Raw genomic sequence first — 16813 nt, 5'->3', positions numbered from 1 at the left:
GGGCCGGTCGCCGGGCGTGGGGGCGTCGGGGGCCGGGGGGTCGGGGTGGGGGCTCACATGTCCGCCGTGGACTCGTGGAGGACCGGCCAGAGTTCGACCGGGTCGGTGTCCGCGAAGGGCATGTCGGCGGCGATCGCCTGGGCGCGTTCCAGGGAGTCGCAGTCGAGGAGGTAGAAGCTGGCCAGGTACTCCTTGGTCTCCAGGTAGGGGCCGTCGGTGACGGTGGGGGTGCCGGACTCGCGGCGTACCAGCATCGCGGCGGCCGCGTCGGCGAGGCCGTAGGCGCCGAGGAGTTCGCCGGTCTCGCGGTACCGGCGGTTGAAGGCCTCCTGGCGGGCGATCGCCTCGGGCCAGGCCTCGGCCGGGAAGGCGTCCCACTTGGCCTGGTTGCCGTAGATCATCGCGACGTACTTCATCCCGGGTGTCCTCCCCGTCCCCGCGCGCCCCTGCGGCGCGCTGTCACCCTATGGTCGGAGCCGCCGCGACGGTCTCGACATCGCCGGGAGGGATCTTCGGAAGAAGGTACCTCCCGGCGCGCGCGTCAGATCACGCCCTGCGCGAGCATCGCGTCCGCGACCCGCTCGAAGCCCGCGATGTTGGCGCCCGTGACGTAGTCGCCGGGGGTGCCGTACCGGTCGGCGGTCTCGACGCACGTGCGGTGGATGTCCGTCATGACGCCCGCCAGCTCCTCCTCGACGCGGGCCGCGGACCAGGACGTACGGGAGTGGTTCTGGGCCATCTCCAGGGCGCTGACCGCGACCCCGCCCGCGTTGGCCGCCTTGCCGGGGCCGAAGGCGACGCCGGCCTGCTGGAGGAGGTGGACGGCCTCGGCGGTGGTGGGCATGTTGGCGCCCTCGGCGACGGCCTTGACGCCGTTGCGGACGAGGGTCGCCGCGTCGGTCTCGTCGAGTTCGTTCTGGGTGGCGGAGGGGAGGGCCACGTCCGCGGGGACCTCCCAGACGCGGCCGCCCGGCACGTAGCGGGCGGAGGCGCCGCGCCGCTCGGCGTAGTCGGCGACCCGGCCGCGCTCGACCTCCTTGATCTGCTTCAGCAGGGCCAGGTCGATGCCCTTGTCGTCGTAGACGTACCCGCCGGAGTCGGAGCAGGTCACCGGGTTCGCGCCGAGCGCGAGGAGCTTCTCGATCGTGTACAGGGCGACGTTGCCGGAGCCGGAGACGACCGCGGTCCGGCCCTCCAGGTCCTCTCCGCGCTCGCGCAGCATCGCCGCGGCGAAGAGGACGCTGCCGTACCCCGTGGCCTCCGGCCGGATCGCGGAGCCGCCCCAGCCGGTGCCCTTGCCGGTGAGGACGCCGGCCTCCCAGCGGTTGGTGATGCGGCGGTACTGGCCGAAGAGGTAGCCGATCTCCCGGCCGCCGACGCCGATGTCGCCCGCGGGGACGTCGGTGTGCTCGCCGAGGTGGCGGTACAGCTCGGTCATGAACGACTGGCAGAAGCGCATGACCTCCGCGTCCGAGCGGCCGTGCGGATCGAAGTCGCTGCCGCCCTTGCCGCCGCCGATGCCGAGGCCGGTCAGCGCGTTCTTGAAGATCTGCTCGAAGCCGAGGAACTTCACGATGCCGAGGTTCACCGAGGGGTGGAAGCGCAGGCCGCCCTTGTAGGGGCCGAGGGCGCTGTTGAACTCGACGCGGAAGCCGCGGTTGACCCGCACGCGGCCCCGGTCGTCCTGCCACGGGACCCGGAAGACGATCTGCCGCTCGGGCTCGACGAGCCGCTCCAGGAGCCCGGGCTCGGCGTACTCGGGGCGCGCGGCGAGCACCGGCGCGAGGCTGTCGAGGACCTCGTGGACGGCCTGGTGGAACTCGGGCTGCGCCGGGTTGCGGTGCTCGATCTCGGCGCGCAGGGCGTCGAGCGCGGAGCGGGCGCCGGCGGCGGTGGTCTCGGCGGTGGGACGGGACGGCACGGAGTACCCCCTTCTGGCACGGCGGTACGCGCCAGGGAAGCGGTGCGGAGCTCGGCGCCGTTGCCGAGCGTTGACGGGCGGCGTCCTCGCGCGCCCCCGCACCTGGTGGGACCGCCGCCGGGCGCAGTGTTACATCGATGTGAATGCACGCACCAGTAAGCATTCCGGTCCGTCCGGGATGCGAGACGCCCACGGGCCCCGGCGGCACCACCCGGGGGCGGGCAACCCCGGCCCGGCACCGGCCGTCTAGCCAGGGACCGACCTTGGGGAAGGGCCATCCGCCGTGCACCGACCGTCCCGCCGTACGCTCCTGGCCGCCGCCGTGACCACGGCGCTCGCCACGGGCTGCTCCGTACCGGCCCCGCGCCGCGCCTCCCCGGCCGCCGACCCCGCACCGGGCAAGCCCTTCGCCGGCGGGGAGCCGCGCCGCGCGCTGCTGATGCAGGTCGTGGCACACCCGGACGACGACCTGTACTTCATGAACCCGGACGCGCAGCGGCTGCTCGACGCCGGGGTGCCGCTGGTCTCCGTCTACGTGACGGCCGGCGAGCACAACGGCGTCAACCGCGTCACGGGCATGCCGGGGACGCCGCCGGACCGGGCCGCCTACTCCTCAGCCCGCCGCCAGGGCCTGCGGCAGAGCTACGCGGCGGCCCTCGGCCTGCCGCTGTTCACGCCGTGGCGGCGGGAGGCGCTGGCCCTCGGCGGCGGCCGGACGGCCGAGCGGGCGGTGCTCGCGCACGGCGGGCGCCGGGTCGAGCTGATCCACCTCGACCTGCCGATGCACACCCCGCGCCGGTACCTGGCGCTGTCGGCGCTGTGGGGGGACCGGGCCCTGGAGCTGTCCGCGCACCGCTCGGCGGGCTCGCCGGTCCCGCGCCCGGGGACGTACGACCACGAGGGCCTGGTCACGGCGCTGACCGGGCTGCTGCGCCGCTACCGGCCCACCGTGGTGCACACCCTCGACCCGGACCCGGACGTCCAGCCGAGCCCCGAGGCGGTCCGCCTCCGGGACTCCGAGCAGCCGGGCTACTCGGATCACGGGGACCACACGGCGGCGGCCTGTTTCGCCTGGTCGGCGCTGGTGCGCTGGGTGGCGGAGGAGGTGCGGGCCGGGGCGCCGGTCCCGCTCTTCTCGGTGGCCGCCTTCCGCGGCTACTACAACCGCCACTGGCCGAAGAACCTGCCGCCCGGGGTGCTGGCGGGGAAGGCGGCCCGTCTGGTGCCGTACGGCGGCGATCCGTCCTGGGCGTGCGGGAACCCCTCGGGGTGCGGCGACTACGGCGTCGGCGGCGGGCGGCCGCTGACCAGCCGCAAGGGCTGGGTCCGCTCCACCCACCGCCGCTGGCCGGGCCCCGGTCTCGCGCTCGCCGCCGAGCCGGACGGGCGGCTCGCCGCGTACGGGGTCCTCGGGCTGCGCGCGGTGCGGTGGCGGGAGTCCGCTCCGGGGGTGTGGAGCGGTCCCGAGGACCTGGGCGGCGGCCCGCTGGCCCCGGGCCTCGGCGCGGCGGTGCTGCCGGACGGGCGGGTGCTGCTCGTCGGGGTGCGGTTCGCGGCCCTGGAGGGGTACGGCGGCCCCAACCGGCGGGAGGTGGTCCTCCTGGAGCAGCGCTCCCCCGGCGGCCCGTTCCTCGCGTGGCGCGGCCTCGGCACCCCGGACCTGGGGGCGGAGCGCAGCCGCCGGCTCGGCGTGCCGGTGGCGGTGACGGCTCCGGACGGCCGGGTGCGGCTGTACGTGCGGAACGCGGCGCGGGGCGTCGCCGAGCGGGTCCGCGAACCGGACGGCGGCTGGGGCCCGTGGCGGGCGCTGCCGGGGGACGCGGTGGTGCAGGACGGTCTCGCCGTCTCGACGGACGCGGCGGGGCGGACGCACGTGTACGCGCCGGGGCGGGAGTCCGTACGCCACTGGGTGGACGGCCGGGAGGCGCCGGGCGCGCTGCCGCTGTCGGGTTCGACGGTGGCGAGCGCGGGAGGCGGGCTCTACCACCGGGCGCCGGCCTCGGCGCGGCTGCTCGGCCCGGACGGCGGGGACGCGGGCCTGGACGGCTTCGGGGAGGTGCGGGCGGCGCGCTCGGCGGCACTCGGCACGGTGCTGCTCGGCACGGACGCCGAGGGCCGGGTGTGCGTGCGGGCCGGCGGGCGGCTGCGGATCCGGACGGAGGGGCCGGCGGCGGTGGCGGCGGCGCTGCACACGGGCGCCGACGGGGTGGCGGTGGTGGGGCTCGGCCCGGACGGCCGGCCCTGGTCCTGGCGGCCGTAGGAGGCGGCCGGGAACGCGAGAAGGCCCCGCACCTTCCGGTGCGGGGCCTTCCCTCACTGCTAGCAGCTCGTACGAGCTACCAGGTCAGTTCAAGATCAGGCAGTGATCTTGACGACCTGGCCGGCGCCGACGGTCCGGCCACCCTCACGGATGGCGAACTTGAGGCCCTCCTCCATGGCGACGGGCTGGATCAGCTCGACGGACATGGAGGTGTTGTCGCCCGGCATGACCATCTCGGTGCCCTCGGGGAGGGTCACGACGCCGGTCACGTCCGTGGTACGGAAGTAGAACTGCGGGCGGTAGTTGTTGAAGAACGGGGTGTGACGGCCACCCTCGTCCTTCGACAGGATGTAGGCCTGGGCCTCGAACTGGGTGTGCGGCGTGACCGAACCCGGCTTGATGATGACCTGGCCGCGCTCGACGTCCTCGCGCTTGATGCCACGGAGGAGCAGACCGACGTTCTCACCGGCCTGGCCCTCGTCGAGCAGCTTGCGGAACATCTCGATGCCGGTGACCGTGGTGGTGGTCTTCTCGGTCTTGATGCCGATGATGTCGACGGTCTCGTTGACCTTGAGGACACCACGCTCGATACGACCGGTGACGACGGTGCCACGACCGGTGATCGTGAAGACGTCCTCGATCGGCATCAGGAACGGCTTGTCGACGTCACGCTCGGGCTGCGGGATGGACTCGTCCACGGCCTTCATGAGGCCGAGGAGCTTCTCGCCCCACTCCTTGTCGCCCTCGAGCGCCTTGAGCGCCGAGACGCGGACGACCGGAAGGTCGTCGCCCGGGAACTCGTACTCGGAGAGGAGCTCACGGACCTCGAGCTCGACGAGCTCCAGGATCTCCTCGTCGTCCACCATGTCGGCCTTGTTCAGGGCGACGACGATGTACGGAACGCCGACCTGGCGGGCCAGGAGCACGTGCTCCTTGGTCTGCGGCATCGGGCCGTCGGTGGCGGCGACCACGAGGATGGCGCCGTCCATCTGCGCGGCACCCGTGATCATGTTCTTGATGTAGTCCGCGTGACCGGGGCAGTCGACGTGGGCGTAGTGACGCGACTCGGTCTGGTACTCGACGTGCGCGATCGAGATCGTGATACCGCGCTGGCGCTCCTCGGGAGCCTTGTCGATCTGGTCGAAGGCCGAGGCCTCGTTCAGGTCCGGGTACGCGTCGTGCAGCACCTTGGTAATGGCGGCCGTGAGGGTCGTCTTACCGTGGTCGATGTGACCGATGGTGCCGATGTTGACGTGCGGCTTAGTCCGCTCGAACTTCGCCTTCGCCACTGGGGTCCTCCTGTGGAGTGGTTCTGAACGCCTTGCTTCATCGGCGCCAGGTGATCTTTGCTGGGGTGCCGCCCGGCAGGGGGTATCCCTCTCGGGACGGCCCCCCACCGGTCGGTGTCAAGCCTAAAGCGTGTGGACGCGGTGCGTTGAACGCGGTGCGTTACTCGCCCTTGGCCTTCGCGATGATCTCCTCGGCGACGTTCCGCGGAACCTCGGCGTAGGAGTCGAACTGCATCGAGTAGCTTGCGCGACCCGAGGTCTTGCTGCGGAGGTCGCCGACGTAGCCGAACATCTCCGACAGGGGCACGAGGCCCTTCACGATGCGGGCACCGTGACGCTCCTCCATGGCCTGGATCTGGCCACGGCGGGAGTTGATGTCGCCGATGACCTCGCCCATGTAGTCCTCGGGCGTGGTGACCTCGACGGCCATCATCGGCTCAAGGAGCACGGGGGAAGCCTTGCGCGCGGCCTCCTTGAAGGCCTGCGAACCGGCGATCTTGAACGCGAGCTCGGAGGAGTCGACCTCGTGGTAGCCACCGTCGAGAAGAATGACGCGGACGCCCGTCATCTCGTAGCCGGCCAGGATGCCGAACTGCATGGCCTCCTGCGCACCCGCGTCGACCGAAGGGATGTACTCCTTCGGGATGCGGCCACCGGTGACCTTGTTCACGAACTCGTACGACGCCTCGCCGCCCTCGATGGGCTCGATCGCGATCTGCACCTTGGCGAACTGACCGGTACCACCGGTCTGCTTCTTGTGGGTGTAGTCGTGACGCTCGACGCCCTTGCGGATCGTCTCGCGGTACGCGACCTGCGGCTTGCCGACGTTGGCCTCGACCTTGAACTCGCGACGCATGCGGTCGACGAGGATGTCGAGGTGGAGCTCGCCCATGCCACCGATGATGGTCTGGCCGGTCTCCTCGTCCGAGTGGACCTGGAAGGAGGGGTCCTCCTCCGCGAGACGCTGGATGGCGACACCCAGCTTCTCCTGGTCACCCTTGGACTTGGGCTCGATCGCGACCTGAATGACCGGCGCCGGGAAGTCCATGGACTCCAGGATGACCGGGTTCTTCTCGTCGCACAGCGTCTCACCGGTGGTGGTCTGCTTCAGGCCCATGACGGCGACGATGTCGCCGGCGCCCACCGAGTCGATCTCCTCACGCTTGTTCGCGTGCATGCGGTAGATCTTGCCGATGCGCTCCTTCTTGCCCTTGACGGAGTTCAGCACCGCGGTGCCGGCCTCCAGGCGACCGGAGTAGATCCGGACGAAGGTGAGCTTGCCGAGGTGCGGGTCGCTCGCGATCTTGAACGCGAGGGCCGACAGCGGCTCGTCGTCGGACGGCTTGCGCTTGACGACAAGCTCGGCGTCCTTGACGTCGTGGCCCTCGATGGCCTCGACGTCGAGGGGCGACGGCAGGTAGCGGACGACGGCGTCGAGCAGGGGCTGGACGCCCTTGTTCTTGAACGCGGTGCCACAGAACACCGGGGTGACCGTGGTGTCGCCGCCCTTGCCGGAGGCGATGGTGATGCGACGGATCGCGGCGTAGAGCTGCTCCTCGGTGGGCTCGACGCCCTCGAGGAAGAGCTCCATGAGCTCCTCGTCGTTCTCGGCGACGGCCTCGACGAGCTTGCCGCGGTACTCGTCCGCGAGCTCCTGCTTGTCGGCCGGGATGTCGACGACGTCGTACATCTCGCCCTTGGTCGCCTCGGCGGACCAGACGAGGGCCTTCATCTTCACGAGGTCGATGACGCCCTCGAAGTCGGCCTCGGCACCGATCGGGAGCTGCATGACGATCGGAGTGGCGCCGAGGCGGCTCACGATCATGTCGACGCAGCGGAAGAAGTCGGCACCCGTACGGTCGAGCTTGTTGACGAAGCAGATACGCGGAACGCCGTAGCGGTCCGCCTGACGCCAGACGGTCTCGGACTGGGGCTCGACGCCGGCCACGCCGTCGAACACGGTGACAGCACCGTCGAGCACGCGCAGGGAACGCTCCACCTCGACGGTGAAGTCGACGTGACCCGGCGTGTCGATGATGTTGATCGTGTGGTCGACGTTCTCGAGCGGCCAGTGGCAGGTGGTGGCAGCGGACGTGATCGTGATGCCACGCTCCTGCTCCTGCTCCATCCAGTCCATCGTGGCAGCGCCGTCGTGGACCTCACCGATCTTGTACGAAACGCCGGTGTAGAACAGGATCCGCTCGGTGGTGGTCGTCTTGCCCGCGTCGATGTGGGCCATGATGCCGATGTTGCGCACCTTGGCCAGGTCAAGCGAAGTGGTAGCCATAAGGCTTCAGTCTTCTCTCGGTCTCGATGGGGGTTGCGACTACCAGCGGTAGTGCGCGAAGGCCTTGTTGGACTCGGCCATCTTGTGCGTGTCCTCGCGCTTCTTGACCGAAGCACCCAGGCCGTTCGAGGCGTCCAGGAGCTCGTTCATGAGGCGCTCGGTCATGGTCTTCTCGCGGCGGGCGCGGGAGTAACCGACGAGCCAGCGCAGCGCGAGGGTGGAGGCACGACCGGGCTTGACCTCGATCGGCACCTGGTAGGTGGCGCCACCGACACGGCGGGACTTGACCTCGAGAGCCGGCTTGACGTTCTCGAGGGCGCGCTTCAGCGTGACGACCGGGTCAGCACCGGTCTTCTCGCGCAGGCCCTCCATGGCGCCGTAGACGATGCGCTCAGCGGTGGAGCGCTTGCCGTCGAGCAGGATCTTGTTGATCAGCGACGTGACAAGAGGAGAACCGTAGACCGGGTCGATGATGACCGGGCGCTTCGGGGCGGGGCCCTTACGAGGCATTCTTACTTCTCCTTCTTGGCGCCGTAGCGGCTGCGGGCCTGCTTGCGGTTCTTGACACCCTGGGTGTCGAGGGAGCCGCGGATGATCTTGTAACGAACACCAGGCAGGTCCTTCACACGGCCGCCACGCACGAGCACGATGGAGTGCTCCTGCAGGTTGTGTCCCTCACCCGGGATGTAGGCCGTGACCTCGATGCCGCTGGTCAGACGCACACGCGCGACCTTACGGAGGGCCGAGTTCGGCTTCTTCGGGGTGGTCGTGAACACACGCGTGCAGACGCCACGGCGCTGGGGCGAACCCTCGAGAGCGGGCGTCTTGTTCTTCTCGACCTTGTCCTGCCGGCCCTTCCGGACCAGCTGCTGGATCGTAGGCACTACTTCTCCGGTTTCTGTGTGCCGTAAGTACTACTAACCTGGAACATTCACCGACCCACGCGGTCGGGCGTGTCGGATCCGGTGGACCTTCCGCAGAGCGCGGAAAGGCGCGGACCACGGTGGCCGGTCTTGGACTCGCCGTGCGGTTGTGGACACGCACAGGAGCCCAGGCACACCCCAGGCACAAGGCATGAGCGTACCTATCGCACGGACTGCGGTCAAAAGAAATGGAACCCGCCGACCCGGCATGGAAGATCGTCCGGCCCCCGAGGGCACGGCGATCCACCGGAAACGGACGACGGGTCGGGCCCCGCACCGGGCCGCTCACGGGCCGGTACGAGCCGGGTCGCGGGTCAGTCGCGGGCCGTGCGGCGGGGTTCGGCGCGGGGGTCCTCGGCGTCCGGAGCGGCGTCGGGCTCCAGGAACTGGCTGACGACCTTGACGAAGACGCCCATCCGCTCGTCGGGGACGCCCAGCCAGCGGGCGAAGTCCTCCATGGTGGGCTGCCAGTCGGTCGGCGGCAGCAGATCGGCCGCCAGCGGCAGCTCCTCCGGCGTGACGCGGCCGGACCGGATGAGCATGTCGCGGACGGAGACCCCGAGGAGCGGGGCGATGCGGCGCATGGTCTCCAGGTCGGGCATGCTCTGCCGCTGCAGCAGCCGGGTCACGGCGGCCCGGTGGACCCCCGCCTCGTCCGCGATGCGGGACTTGCCGCCGCCGCGCGGGCTGTCGATGTCGTATCCGCGCCGTCTCATCAGGCCTTCGACCCAGCCGGCGAACTCGTCGAGTCCTTGACTGTTCATGCTCTACCGCTCCCTCATCATCCCCACCCTCCGGGTCCCTCACTCTAGCGTGCTTGCGCGCACGGAATTACGTGCTTTCGGGCACGCAATCGTGTCGAATCGATGAAGAACCCCTCCACATCCATAGTTGCGCGCGAGCGCGCAACATGTAAGTCTGCCGATCGCCGCACTCGTCGCCTCCTGAACCCCAGGGCTCTCACGAGCCCCTTGCGTCCCGGTGGCCCGGACCGTGGAGAGAACCGTCTTGTCCCAGCCCGACCCGACCCCCTGGCAGGCCGCCGCCGCGTGCGCCGGCCTCTCCCCGGCCGTCGTCTTCGCCCGCCGCGAGCGGCAGGCCGCCCCCGCCCTGCGCGCCTGCGCCGGCTGCCCCGTCGCCCGCGAGTGCGAGGCGGCCGTGGCCCCCGCCGAGAGCTGGTTCGACGGCGTCTGCGCCGGGCGCCTCTGGCGCAACGGCCGGCCGGTGAAGCCCCGTTCGCGCCCCGGAACCGCCGCCTCCGCCCACGTGGAAGCCGTGCGCGCCGGAGCCGCCCCGCTCGACGACCGCGCCGTCGCCGCCCAGCTGGACGCCGTCCTCGACGCCGCCCGCGCCGCCGGCGCCGCCCCGGCCCGCACCGGAGGCGACCGTGACTGAGCCCGCCGTCGGCGGCGCCGCCGAAGCCGTCCTGCGGGACGTCTCCCTCTGGGCCGCCGCCCTCGCCCGCCACTTCCCCGAACTGGCCGAGGAGCTGGCGCCGGTACGCCGCTCCCCCGCCGGCACCACGCCCGCCGCGCCGCACCCCGGCACCGGCGCGCTCATCCGCCAGGAGCGGCGCGAGGCCCTGCTCCTGGAGCAGCGGCACGGGCTCGCCGTGCCCGGCCACGGCGCCGCCCCGATCCGGCTCCACGTCTCGGACTGCATCCGGGACGTCACCGACGGCGTGGTGGAGCTGGAGGAGGCCGTGCACGCCCGGCTCGGCCTGCCCCGGCCGCCGCGCGCCGGGGTGGTCGACCGGCTGCGACGGGTCGTCGCCCGGCTCGACGCCGTCGCCGCCCACCCCGACCTGGCCCGCCACGTGCGGGACGAGGTGCGGCGGATGGCCCGCCGCTGCGCCCGCACCCTCGGCGAGGCGGAGACCGTGGTGCGGGTGGCCGGCCGCTGCCCCTGGTGCGACTCGGTCTCGCTGCGCGCCTTCCCGGACCGCCGGGCGGTGCTGTGCGTGAACCCCGCCTGCGTCTGCGTCGATCCGGTGTGCGGCTGCCAGGACGACCCCGCCTACCGGCACCTGTGGCGGGAGGACGAGTGGGCGGAGCTCGCGGACGCCTCCGGGGCCCGCACGGAGGAGATCGAGGCGGCCATGGACGACACGAAGGAGACCTCATGCTGAGCTCGCCCCACCTGCCGGCCCTGATCCCGGGCCCGCTCGCCGCCGAGGAGGCGGGCGTGGCGCCCGCGACGATCCGCAAGTGGGTCCAGCTGGGACATCTGCGGGCCGTCGGCAAGGCGGGACGGGCGCAGCTCTTCCGCCTGGAGGACGTCTTCGCGGCGGAGCGGGCGGCCCGCCGCCGGCCGCGTACGGCCTGAGCCCGTCCGAGAGTCCGAGAGTCCGAGAGTTCCCCGAAGCGCCCCCGTGTCCGGCCGGACACGGGGGCGCTTCGTCATGCCGTCACGCCGTCACGCCGTGAGGAAGTGCCGCAGCGAGCGGGTCAGTTCCGCCGTGAAGCGGGCGCGGCCCGGCTCGTCGAGGCGGTCGAGGGAGAGGTACGGGTTGAGGTCCTCCAGCTCGACCAGGAGGAGTCCGCCGTCCGGCGCCCGGCAGGCGTCGACGCGCTGGATGCCGTGGCGCAGGGTGTTCCAGGCGATGAAGCCGCGCGCGAAGTCGAGGTCGGCGGCGGTGGGTTCGTACGGCACGAGTTCCCAGCGGCGCTCGGGGTCGGGGGCGTACAGCGCGTACTGGAAGCGGTCGTCGACGAAGAAGAAGGAGACCTCGTAGCGGAAGTCGATCCGGGGCTGGACGAGCAGTTCCCCGTCCCCGTACGGGAGTCCGGCGAGCTCGGCGTACGGGACGAACCGCAGTCCTATGGAGTCGGCGCCGGCCTTGGGCTTGACCGCGTACGCGGCCGCCTCGGGGAGGCGGTGCAGCTCCTCGGGCCGGTCGACGGTGGGGATGACGGGGTGTCCGGTGGCGGTGAGGTCGACGAGGTACTGCTTGCCGGCCATGTCGGCGCGGCCGTGGAGCGGGTTGTAGACGGGGGTGCCGAGGGCGGTGGCGCGCTCGCGGAAGCGGTCGTACGCCTCCTGGAAGTGGAGGACGGGGCCGCTGTTGCGGACGACGACCGCGTCGAAGCCCTCCATGAGGGCGGCGGCGTCGCGGGGGTGGCAGAGGGCGAGGTCGAAGGAGGCGCGGAGCCGGGCGGTGAGGTCGATGTCCTCGTCGCAGTAGCGGCGTCCGCGGGCCGGGTAGGCGAGGTCGGTGACGTAGAGCAGACGGGGTCGGGCGGCGGACACGGGCGGCTCCTCGGGTTCGGGAGGGCCAACCTATCCGCGGGCCTCGGCTTCTTGGAAGGCATCACCGCAGGTCAGGCCCGTATTTCTGGGATCGGGGGCACGTCGGTCGCCGAATTAGTTGCGTGCGCGCACGCTCTCTGTCACAGTTGGTGCAGCGGCGGAGCTGCGCCCGCAGGACGGGCGGCGGCTCCGCCGTCCGCCGTCCGGGCGCGTTCCCGCGCCCCTCGCCCCCTCCCCCGCGGGAACCCCGGACGGCGGCCCCTCCCCTCCCTCTCCACCGCCCCTCCCTCCCGAGGAGAACCGTCATGACCACTCCCCCGAGTGCGTTCCCGGACGTCGAGAAGCTGGTCGTCGACGTCCTCAAGGCCGACCCGGCCCTGGCCGGGGCGGTGATCGCCGTCCAGGCGCCCGCCGGCTTCGACGGCACCCAGGCCGCCGTCCTGGTGAACCGCCGCGGCGGCGCCTGGATCGGCGACCTCCACGTCGACATGCCCCTGATCGAGTTCGAGGTGTACGGCCCCACCAAGGAGGCCGCCCACGTCCTCGCCAACGGCGCCCGGCGCGCCCTGCTCGCCACCCTCGGCAAGCAGGTCGGCGCGGGCAACGTCGTCCACGACGTGGAGGAGCAGGACGGCCCGCGCTGGCTGCCCGACTACCTGTACCGGGGCGCGAACCGCTACCTCTGCGTGCTGCGCCTCTCCCTCACCGTCTTCTGACGGCCGGGAAGACCCCGCCGTCAGGACGGCCGGAGTCGCCCCAGGCCGTCTCCGACGGCCCGCCGGACCCCGTCCGGCCCCACCGACAAGGCCCCGCCGCCCGGCGGGGCCTTTGCCGTGCCCGGGCCTTCCCTCGCCCGGGCGCGGCGCCCTCACCCCTCAGAAGGAGAAACCCCATGGCAGGCAACAACTCCGCCGAGATCCGCGTCGCCGGCACCGGCAAGCTCTTCGTCGCCGAGGCCGGCGCGGCCGCCCCGTCCTTCGGCGCCGACCCGGCCGCCGACTGGGCCTCGGCCACCTGGACGAACCTCGGCTACACCACCGGCGACGGCGTCACCTTCTCCAAGAAGGACAAGCTGGAGCCGATCGACACCTGGCAGTCCGTCTCCCCGGTGCACTTCATCTACTCCAGCCGTGACCTCTCGCTGAAGTTCTCGATGCTCCAGTTCAACGAGGACACGCTGCCGTTCTTCATGGGCGGCGGCGAGGTCAAGCCGGAGCCGGCCGCGTCGACGGACTCGTTCAAGTACGAGATCGCCGAGCGTCCGTACGCCGACGTCCGCGCCCTCGGCCTGGAGTTCACCGACGTCCGCGTCGGCGGGACCCCGGTCACGTACCGCTTCATCATCCCGCGCGGCCAGGTGACCGCCTCCGACGACATCAAGCTGGCCCGCAAGGCGGCGTCCACCCTGGGCATCACCTTCACCGCGATGTCGAACGGCGGCGGCCAGCCGCTGGCGACCTTCCTCATGAAGGACACCACCTACGCCGCCTGATCCACCCCCGGGGCGGGACGGCGGCACCCCGCCGTCCCGCCCCGCCCCCCAGCTTCCCCCCTGTTCGTACGCATCCGATCAAGGAGTACGCATCACCATGGCCCGTTTCGACGTCAACGCCGCCCGCGCCCAGCGCCAGGAGGGCCGCGGCCGCTCCTGGACCTTCGAGCTGGACGGCGACAGCTTCACCCTCCCGACGGAGCTCTCCCGTACGACCGCGAAGGGCCTGCGCAAGCTCGACGACAACGACGTGGACGGCCTGCTCGCGCTCCTCATGGGCGCCGAGCAGTTCGCCCGCTTCGAGGAGCACGAGGTCACCATGCAGGACATCGCCGCGATCCTGGAGGCGTACGGCAAGGAGACCGGGCTCGGCCTGGGGGAAGACTGAGCCTCGTCGAGTTCGTCGACGAACACGCCGAGGCCCTTGAGGCGGACCTGATCCGCTACTACGGGACCGACATCCTCGACTGGCACCGGGGCGAGCTGTCCAGCCGGCGGCTGCTGGTGCTGATCAAGCACCTGCCCCGGGACAGCGCGCTCCAGCGCGACCTCCACGGCGAGGTGGCCGAGTGGTCGGTCACCGACCATCTGCTGGCGGCGGCGGTGGACCATCTGGCCGTCGCCAACTGGATGTTCTCCTGCGTCAACAGCTCGGAGGACGGGGACGCGCCCGAGTTCCCGGAGCCGGTGCCGCGTCCGAAGTCCACGAAGGACGCGGAGGAGGACGGGGAGGGATCCGGTCCGGACGGGACGGCCGCCGCCCCGGACGCCGGGGAGGCCGCCCCGGCCGTCTCCCCCGGCCAGCTGGCCCGCTTCTTCGGCTGACCGAGGCGGGCCCGTCAGGCCGTCCGCCCGTCGGCGCCACCCTCCCGGAGTCCGTTCCCGTCAGGGGGCGGACTCCGGAGGTGCTTCCTGGGCGCGTTCGGCGGCCAGCTCCTCCTCCAGCGCCTTGGCCCGTTCGGAGAGCGTCCGGGGCTTGCGGGGCTCGGCGTCCCGGCGCTCGCCGGCGCCGCCGGACTGCTGGACGGGGACGTGCGAGAGCGGCGGGACGATCGGGCGGCCGCCCTTGCCCCGCACGACCTTCCGCACGGGCTGCGCGGTGCGCCGGGCACGGCTCTCCTGGGCCGTGACCAGCGGATCGGGCGCCGTCGCGTGGGGCTCGGACTCCTTGCCGTACGCGGGTTCGGACGCGGGTCCCGGTTCGGGTCCGGGTCCGGGTCCGGGTCCGGGTGCGGGCGCACCCGTGGGTTCAGGCTCGGGCCCGCCCTCGTCCTCGGTCTCCCCCCCGTCCCCCGCGTCGCGCTCCGGCGCGGAGCCCTGTTCGAACAGGGCGCGCTCCCGGCGCACCCGCTCCTCGGCCTCGACGACGGAGGCGGGCGGTTCGAGGAGGCGCGCGAAGGGCAGGGCGATGACCCGGGCGCCGTCCTGCGGCCCGGCGTCGGTGCGGCGCTGCGGGCGTCTGATGCCGCGGCCGTCGCTCTGGCCCTGGGCGTAGGCGTCGGCGACGCGGCGCTCGTACTCCCGCCGGATGCGCGGGAGTTCGTCGGAGACGGCCTCGGCCCAGCCGGAGGTGAAGGCGGTGGTCTCCCGGCGGTCGATCTCGGACCTGGGGATCACGACGAGTTCCTCGGGGGCGTACCCGAAGACGTGGACGAGCTCGGAGAGCCGTGCGAAGAGATGGGGCAGGTCCGGATGGGAGGCGAGCCAGTCGACCACCCGCTCCCGCCGGTCGGCGTCCGACTCCGTGTCCATGTGTCAGTGCTGCCTTCCAGCCCCCTGGGGTCCCCGCGCGCCCCTCGCGCCCCGTGCCGTCCCAGAGTGGTCGGGTCCAGGAGAGCGCCCTCCAGATTACCCGGTCCGATTTTCCTTTCGATCACGGCCAACTCGTTCGGGAACCTGACGAGAAGACACGCCGTCACTCCCCTCTCGCTCGACAAACCTCGAACAGATGTTCCACACTCTGTTCGCACAGTAGTTCGAAAACGTGGTGCCCCCGCTCTCCACACGCACGCGGCGCCGCCACGCACGCACGGGCAAGCACAGGAAGGCAGGCGTCCATGACTCAGCCGGGCGAGGCATCGCGACCGCACATCCCTCTCCAGGACCGCCTTCGCCAGCTCCTCGACGGACCCGCCGCCCTCGACAAAAGGGCACTGCTCGGGACCCTGTACGCCGAGGTCTCCCGCCGCGAGACCCTCGCGTACGCCGCCGGCTGGAACGACGCCCTCGCGACGGTGCGGCGCGGCCCCCGCCGGGCCCCCGACGCCTAGCCCCCGCGCACCGCCCCTGCGAACGAGCCCCTGCCGGAGACCGGCGGGGGCTTTTCGGCGCTTGGCCCTCACGGGCCGGAAGCGGAGCACACATGACCAAGGAACAGGAGATCCTCGACAGGATCTCCGATCTGAAGGCCGCACTCCTGGAGGAGCGGGCCAACCCGAAGGGCGACAAGGAACCGAAGCTGCCCTCCCTGCTCAAGGACCACCTCGTCAACGTGGCCCCGAAGGTCGCCACGGAGGAGCTTCTCAGTGGCTTCCTGAAGGACTGGAAAGACGCCTACGACAAGATCAAGCAGATCCACACCGAGGTCAGCAAGCACAAGACGACCGAGATGCTGGAGATGCTGGGCCTGAACAGCATCGCCGCCGTGCACGAGAAGTACCAGGAGGCGAAGGAAGACCCGACGGTCGTGTGGAAGGACTGGCTCTGGGGGGCCATCGGGGGCGCCGTCCTCCTCGTCGCGATCCCCGCCCTCGCCCTGTTCTTCGCGGGCCAGCTGGTCAACCTGTCGCGGACCATCCAGACCTGGCGCCCCTTCGGCGACAACAGCCCCGAGGCACGCGCCGGGCGGAGGATCCTCGCCTCGAACGGCAACGGCGGGGTGTCGCTCCAGACGCTCGGCGCCGTCAACCAGCGCGAGCAGCGGGTCTTCATGGGCGGCACCAGCCTCGCCGACCTCGTGAGCAACCCCGCCAACGCCCAGCAGGCCGAGACGCTGGCCAAGGCGCTCGAAAAGCTGAACCCGCAGGTGGAGAGGTTCGACGCGAAGGCCCCCTCGTTCCTGGACTCGTTCAAGAGACTGCCCAACCAGAGCAAGGCCGACAAGGCGGCGACCGTCCTCGGCACGGTGGGCGAGGCCATCAAGAAGGTCAACGCCGTGAAGCTGAAGAAGATCGCCGACGGCCTCGAAAAGCTCAACTCGGAACTGGACAAGTTCCAGCCCACCAAGCTGCCCACGGAAGTCCAGCTCGGGAACACCGCCCAGGCGATGAGCGACCTCGCCACCCAGACCGGAACCCTCCGGCAGAAGTTCGAGGGCCTCCAGTCCACCATCCGCACCCTCGACGACGTGATCGCCGGCTCCACCGGCCGCTGACCCCACCCCCAGAAAGGAG

The 16813-nt window shown here is 71.7% G+C and carries 19 protein-coding genes; 10 read left to right on the top strand and 9 right to left on the bottom strand.

The genetic code is table 11. The annotated features are described in order from the left end of the window. Positions 1 to 53: 53 nt before the first annotated feature. Together ABZ621_RS06180 and gdhA are read right to left on the bottom strand one after the other, a co-directional pair. Entirely contained in the window at positions 54 to 416 is a 363-nt protein-coding gene (locus ABZ621_RS06180) for a YciI family protein (RefSeq protein ID WP_360601232.1), read from the bottom strand. Positions 417 to 541: 125 nt separating this feature from the next. After that, positions 542 to 1921 carry an NADP-specific glutamate dehydrogenase gene (gene gdhA, locus ABZ621_RS06175; RefSeq protein WP_360601230.1) on the bottom strand — a complete coding sequence of 460 codons (1380 nt, stop codon included), beginning with the start codon at positions 1919 to 1921 and terminating at the stop codon, positions 542 to 544. A 283-nt stretch (positions 1922 to 2204) separates the two neighbouring features. Between gdhA and ABZ621_RS06170 the strand changes: the two genes are divergently transcribed. Beyond that, positions 2205 to 4181, top strand: coding sequence for a PIG-L family deacetylase (locus ABZ621_RS06170; RefSeq protein ID WP_360601228.1), 1977 nt, complete (start codon positions 2205 to 2207; stop codon positions 4179 to 4181). A gap of 95 nt (positions 4182 to 4276) precedes the next feature. Here ABZ621_RS06170 and tuf read toward each other — a convergent pair whose 3' ends face one another. The 5 genes from tuf to ABZ621_RS06145 all read right to left on the bottom strand — a co-directional run bounded on the left by tuf (position 4277) and on the right by ABZ621_RS06145 (position 9444). Continuing rightward, on the bottom strand, positions 4277 to 5470 hold the full coding sequence (gene tuf / locus ABZ621_RS06165; RefSeq protein ID WP_360601226.1) for an elongation factor Tu: 1194 nt from the start codon (positions 5468 to 5470) through the stop codon (positions 4277 to 4279). Positions 5471 to 5630: 160 nt separating this feature from the next. Further along, positions 5631 to 7757 (bottom strand): elongation factor G, encoded by a 2127-nt coding sequence (fusA, locus tag ABZ621_RS06160; protein ID WP_360601224.1) that lies wholly within the window; start codon positions 7755 to 7757, stop codon positions 5631 to 5633. A gap of 39 nt (positions 7758 to 7796) precedes the next feature. Continuing rightward, positions 7797 to 8267, bottom strand: a complete 471-nt coding sequence (rpsG, locus tag ABZ621_RS06155; protein ID WP_030494244.1) for a 30S ribosomal protein S7 — start codon at positions 8265 to 8267, stop codon at positions 7797 to 7799. Positions 8268 to 8269: 2 nt separating this feature from the next. Beyond that, entirely contained in the window at positions 8270 to 8641 is a 372-nt protein-coding gene (gene rpsL, locus ABZ621_RS06150; RefSeq protein ID WP_003948652.1) for a 30S ribosomal protein S12, read from the bottom strand. Between the two features lie 353 nt (positions 8642 to 8994). Beyond that, on the bottom strand, positions 8995 to 9444 hold the full coding sequence (locus ABZ621_RS06145; RefSeq protein ID WP_360601222.1) for a helix-turn-helix transcriptional regulator: 450 nt from the start codon (positions 9442 to 9444) through the stop codon (positions 8995 to 8997). Between the two features lie 244 nt (positions 9445 to 9688). Here ABZ621_RS06145 and ABZ621_RS06140 point away from each other — a divergent pair, with 244 nt between their 5' ends. Genes ABZ621_RS06140 through ABZ621_RS06130 form a run of 3 tightly spaced genes read left to right on the top strand, consistent with a single transcriptional unit; the run spans position 9689 to position 11005 of the window. After that, positions 9689 to 10075, top strand: a complete 387-nt coding sequence (locus ABZ621_RS06140; RefSeq protein WP_360601220.1) for a WhiB family transcriptional regulator — start codon at positions 9689 to 9691, stop codon at positions 10073 to 10075. Continuing rightward, positions 10068 to 10808, top strand: a complete 741-nt coding sequence (locus ABZ621_RS06135; protein WP_360601218.1) for a hypothetical protein — start codon at positions 10068 to 10070, stop codon at positions 10806 to 10808. Before ABZ621_RS06140 ends, ABZ621_RS06135 begins: the two co-directional genes overlap by 8 nt. After that, the gene (locus ABZ621_RS06130) at positions 10802 to 11005 is read left to right on the top strand and encodes a hypothetical protein (protein WP_359528454.1); all 204 of its coding nucleotides are present in this window, start codon (positions 10802 to 10804) and stop codon (positions 11003 to 11005) included. The genes ABZ621_RS06135 and ABZ621_RS06130 overlap by 7 nt, the downstream gene beginning before the upstream one ends. A 90-nt stretch (positions 11006 to 11095) precedes the next feature. Here ABZ621_RS06130 and ABZ621_RS06125 read toward each other — a convergent pair whose 3' ends face one another. After that, positions 11096 to 11929, bottom strand: coding sequence for a hypothetical protein (locus ABZ621_RS06125; protein ID WP_360601215.1), 834 nt, complete (start codon positions 11927 to 11929; stop codon positions 11096 to 11098). Positions 11930 to 12234: 305 nt separating this feature from the next. Here ABZ621_RS06125 and ABZ621_RS06120 point away from each other — a divergent pair, with 305 nt between their 5' ends. From ABZ621_RS06120 to ABZ621_RS06105, 4 genes are all read left to right on the top strand, one after another. Further along, positions 12235 to 12645: a hypothetical protein gene (locus ABZ621_RS06120; RefSeq protein WP_360601213.1), complete on the top strand. Its 411-nt coding sequence runs from the start codon at positions 12235 to 12237 to the stop codon at positions 12643 to 12645. A 176-nt stretch (positions 12646 to 12821) separates the two neighbouring features. Further along, positions 12822 to 13421, top strand: coding sequence for a phage tail protein (locus ABZ621_RS06115; protein WP_360601211.1), 600 nt, complete (start codon positions 12822 to 12824; stop codon positions 13419 to 13421). Positions 13422 to 13518: 97 nt separating this feature from the next. After that, entirely contained in the window at positions 13519 to 13809 is a 291-nt protein-coding gene (locus tag ABZ621_RS06110) for a hypothetical protein (RefSeq protein ID WP_360601209.1), read from the top strand. A gap of 113 nt (positions 13810 to 13922) precedes the next feature. Next, positions 13923 to 14246 (top strand): hypothetical protein, encoded by a 324-nt coding sequence (locus ABZ621_RS06105; RefSeq protein WP_360601591.1) that lies wholly within the window; start codon positions 13923 to 13925, stop codon positions 14244 to 14246. 60 nt (positions 14247 to 14306) lie between these two features. On the opposite strand, the gene ABZ621_RS06100 is transcribed toward ABZ621_RS06105, so the two are convergent. Then, positions 14307 to 15173: a hypothetical protein gene (locus ABZ621_RS06100; RefSeq protein ID WP_360601207.1), complete on the bottom strand. Its 867-nt coding sequence runs from the start codon at positions 15171 to 15173 to the stop codon at positions 14307 to 14309. Positions 15174 to 15478: 305 nt separating this feature from the next. Between ABZ621_RS06100 and ABZ621_RS06095 the strand changes: the two genes are divergently transcribed. Together ABZ621_RS06095 and ABZ621_RS06090 are read left to right on the top strand one after the other, a co-directional pair. Next, complete coding sequence (locus ABZ621_RS06095) at positions 15479 to 15691, top strand: hypothetical protein (protein WP_360601205.1); 213 nt, start codon at positions 15479 to 15481, stop codon at positions 15689 to 15691. Positions 15692 to 15783: 92 nt separating this feature from the next. Continuing rightward, positions 15784 to 16794 carry a hypothetical protein gene (locus ABZ621_RS06090; protein ID WP_360601203.1) on the top strand — a complete coding sequence of 337 codons (1011 nt, stop codon included), beginning with the start codon at positions 15784 to 15786 and terminating at the stop codon, positions 16792 to 16794. The last annotated feature ends 19 nt before the right edge of the window (positions 16795 to 16813 follow it).

Source organism: Streptomyces sp. NPDC007863 (genome assembly GCF_040633895.1).
Lineage (GTDB): Bacteria > Actinomycetota > Actinomycetes > Streptomycetales > Streptomycetaceae > Streptomyces.
This window is presented reverse-complemented; position numbering and strand designations above follow the sequence as displayed.

Excerpts from the sequence above, each read along its gene's own strand:
- ABZ621_RS06100 (WP_360601207.1), bottom strand. The coding sequence starts at position 15,173 with ATGGACACGGAGTCGGACGCCGACCGGCGGGAGCGGGTGGTCGACTGG.
- ABZ621_RS06120 (WP_360601213.1), top strand. The coding sequence starts at position 12,235 with ATGACCACTCCCCCGAGTGCGTTCCCGGACGTCGAGAAGCTGGTCGTC.
- ABZ621_RS06110 (WP_360601209.1), top strand. The coding sequence starts at position 13,519 with ATGGCCCGTTTCGACGTCAACGCCGCCCGCGCCCAGCGCCAGGAGGGC.
- ABZ621_RS06115 (WP_360601211.1), top strand. The coding sequence starts at position 12,822 with ATGGCAGGCAACAACTCCGCCGAGATCCGCGTCGCCGGCACCGGCAAG.
- ABZ621_RS06180 (WP_360601232.1), bottom strand. The coding sequence starts at position 416 with ATGAAGTACGTCGCGATGATCTACGGCAACCAGGCCAAGTGGGACGCC.
- ABZ621_RS06145 (WP_360601222.1), bottom strand. The coding sequence starts at position 9,444 with ATGAACAGTCAAGGACTCGACGAGTTCGCCGGCTGGGTCGAAGGCCTG.
- ABZ621_RS06095 (WP_360601205.1), top strand. The coding sequence starts at position 15,479 with ATGACTCAGCCGGGCGAGGCATCGCGACCGCACATCCCTCTCCAGGAC.
- rpsG (WP_030494244.1), bottom strand. The coding sequence starts at position 8,267 with ATGCCTCGTAAGGGCCCCGCCCCGAAGCGCCCGGTCATCATCGACCCG.
- ABZ621_RS06090 (WP_360601203.1), top strand. The coding sequence starts at position 15,784 with ATGACCAAGGAACAGGAGATCCTCGACAGGATCTCCGATCTGAAGGCC.
- fusA (WP_360601224.1), bottom strand. The coding sequence starts at position 7,757 with ATGGCTACCACTTCGCTTGACCTGGCCAAGGTGCGCAACATCGGCATC.
- ABZ621_RS06130 (WP_359528454.1), top strand. The coding sequence starts at position 10,802 with ATGCTGAGCTCGCCCCACCTGCCGGCCCTGATCCCGGGCCCGCTCGCC.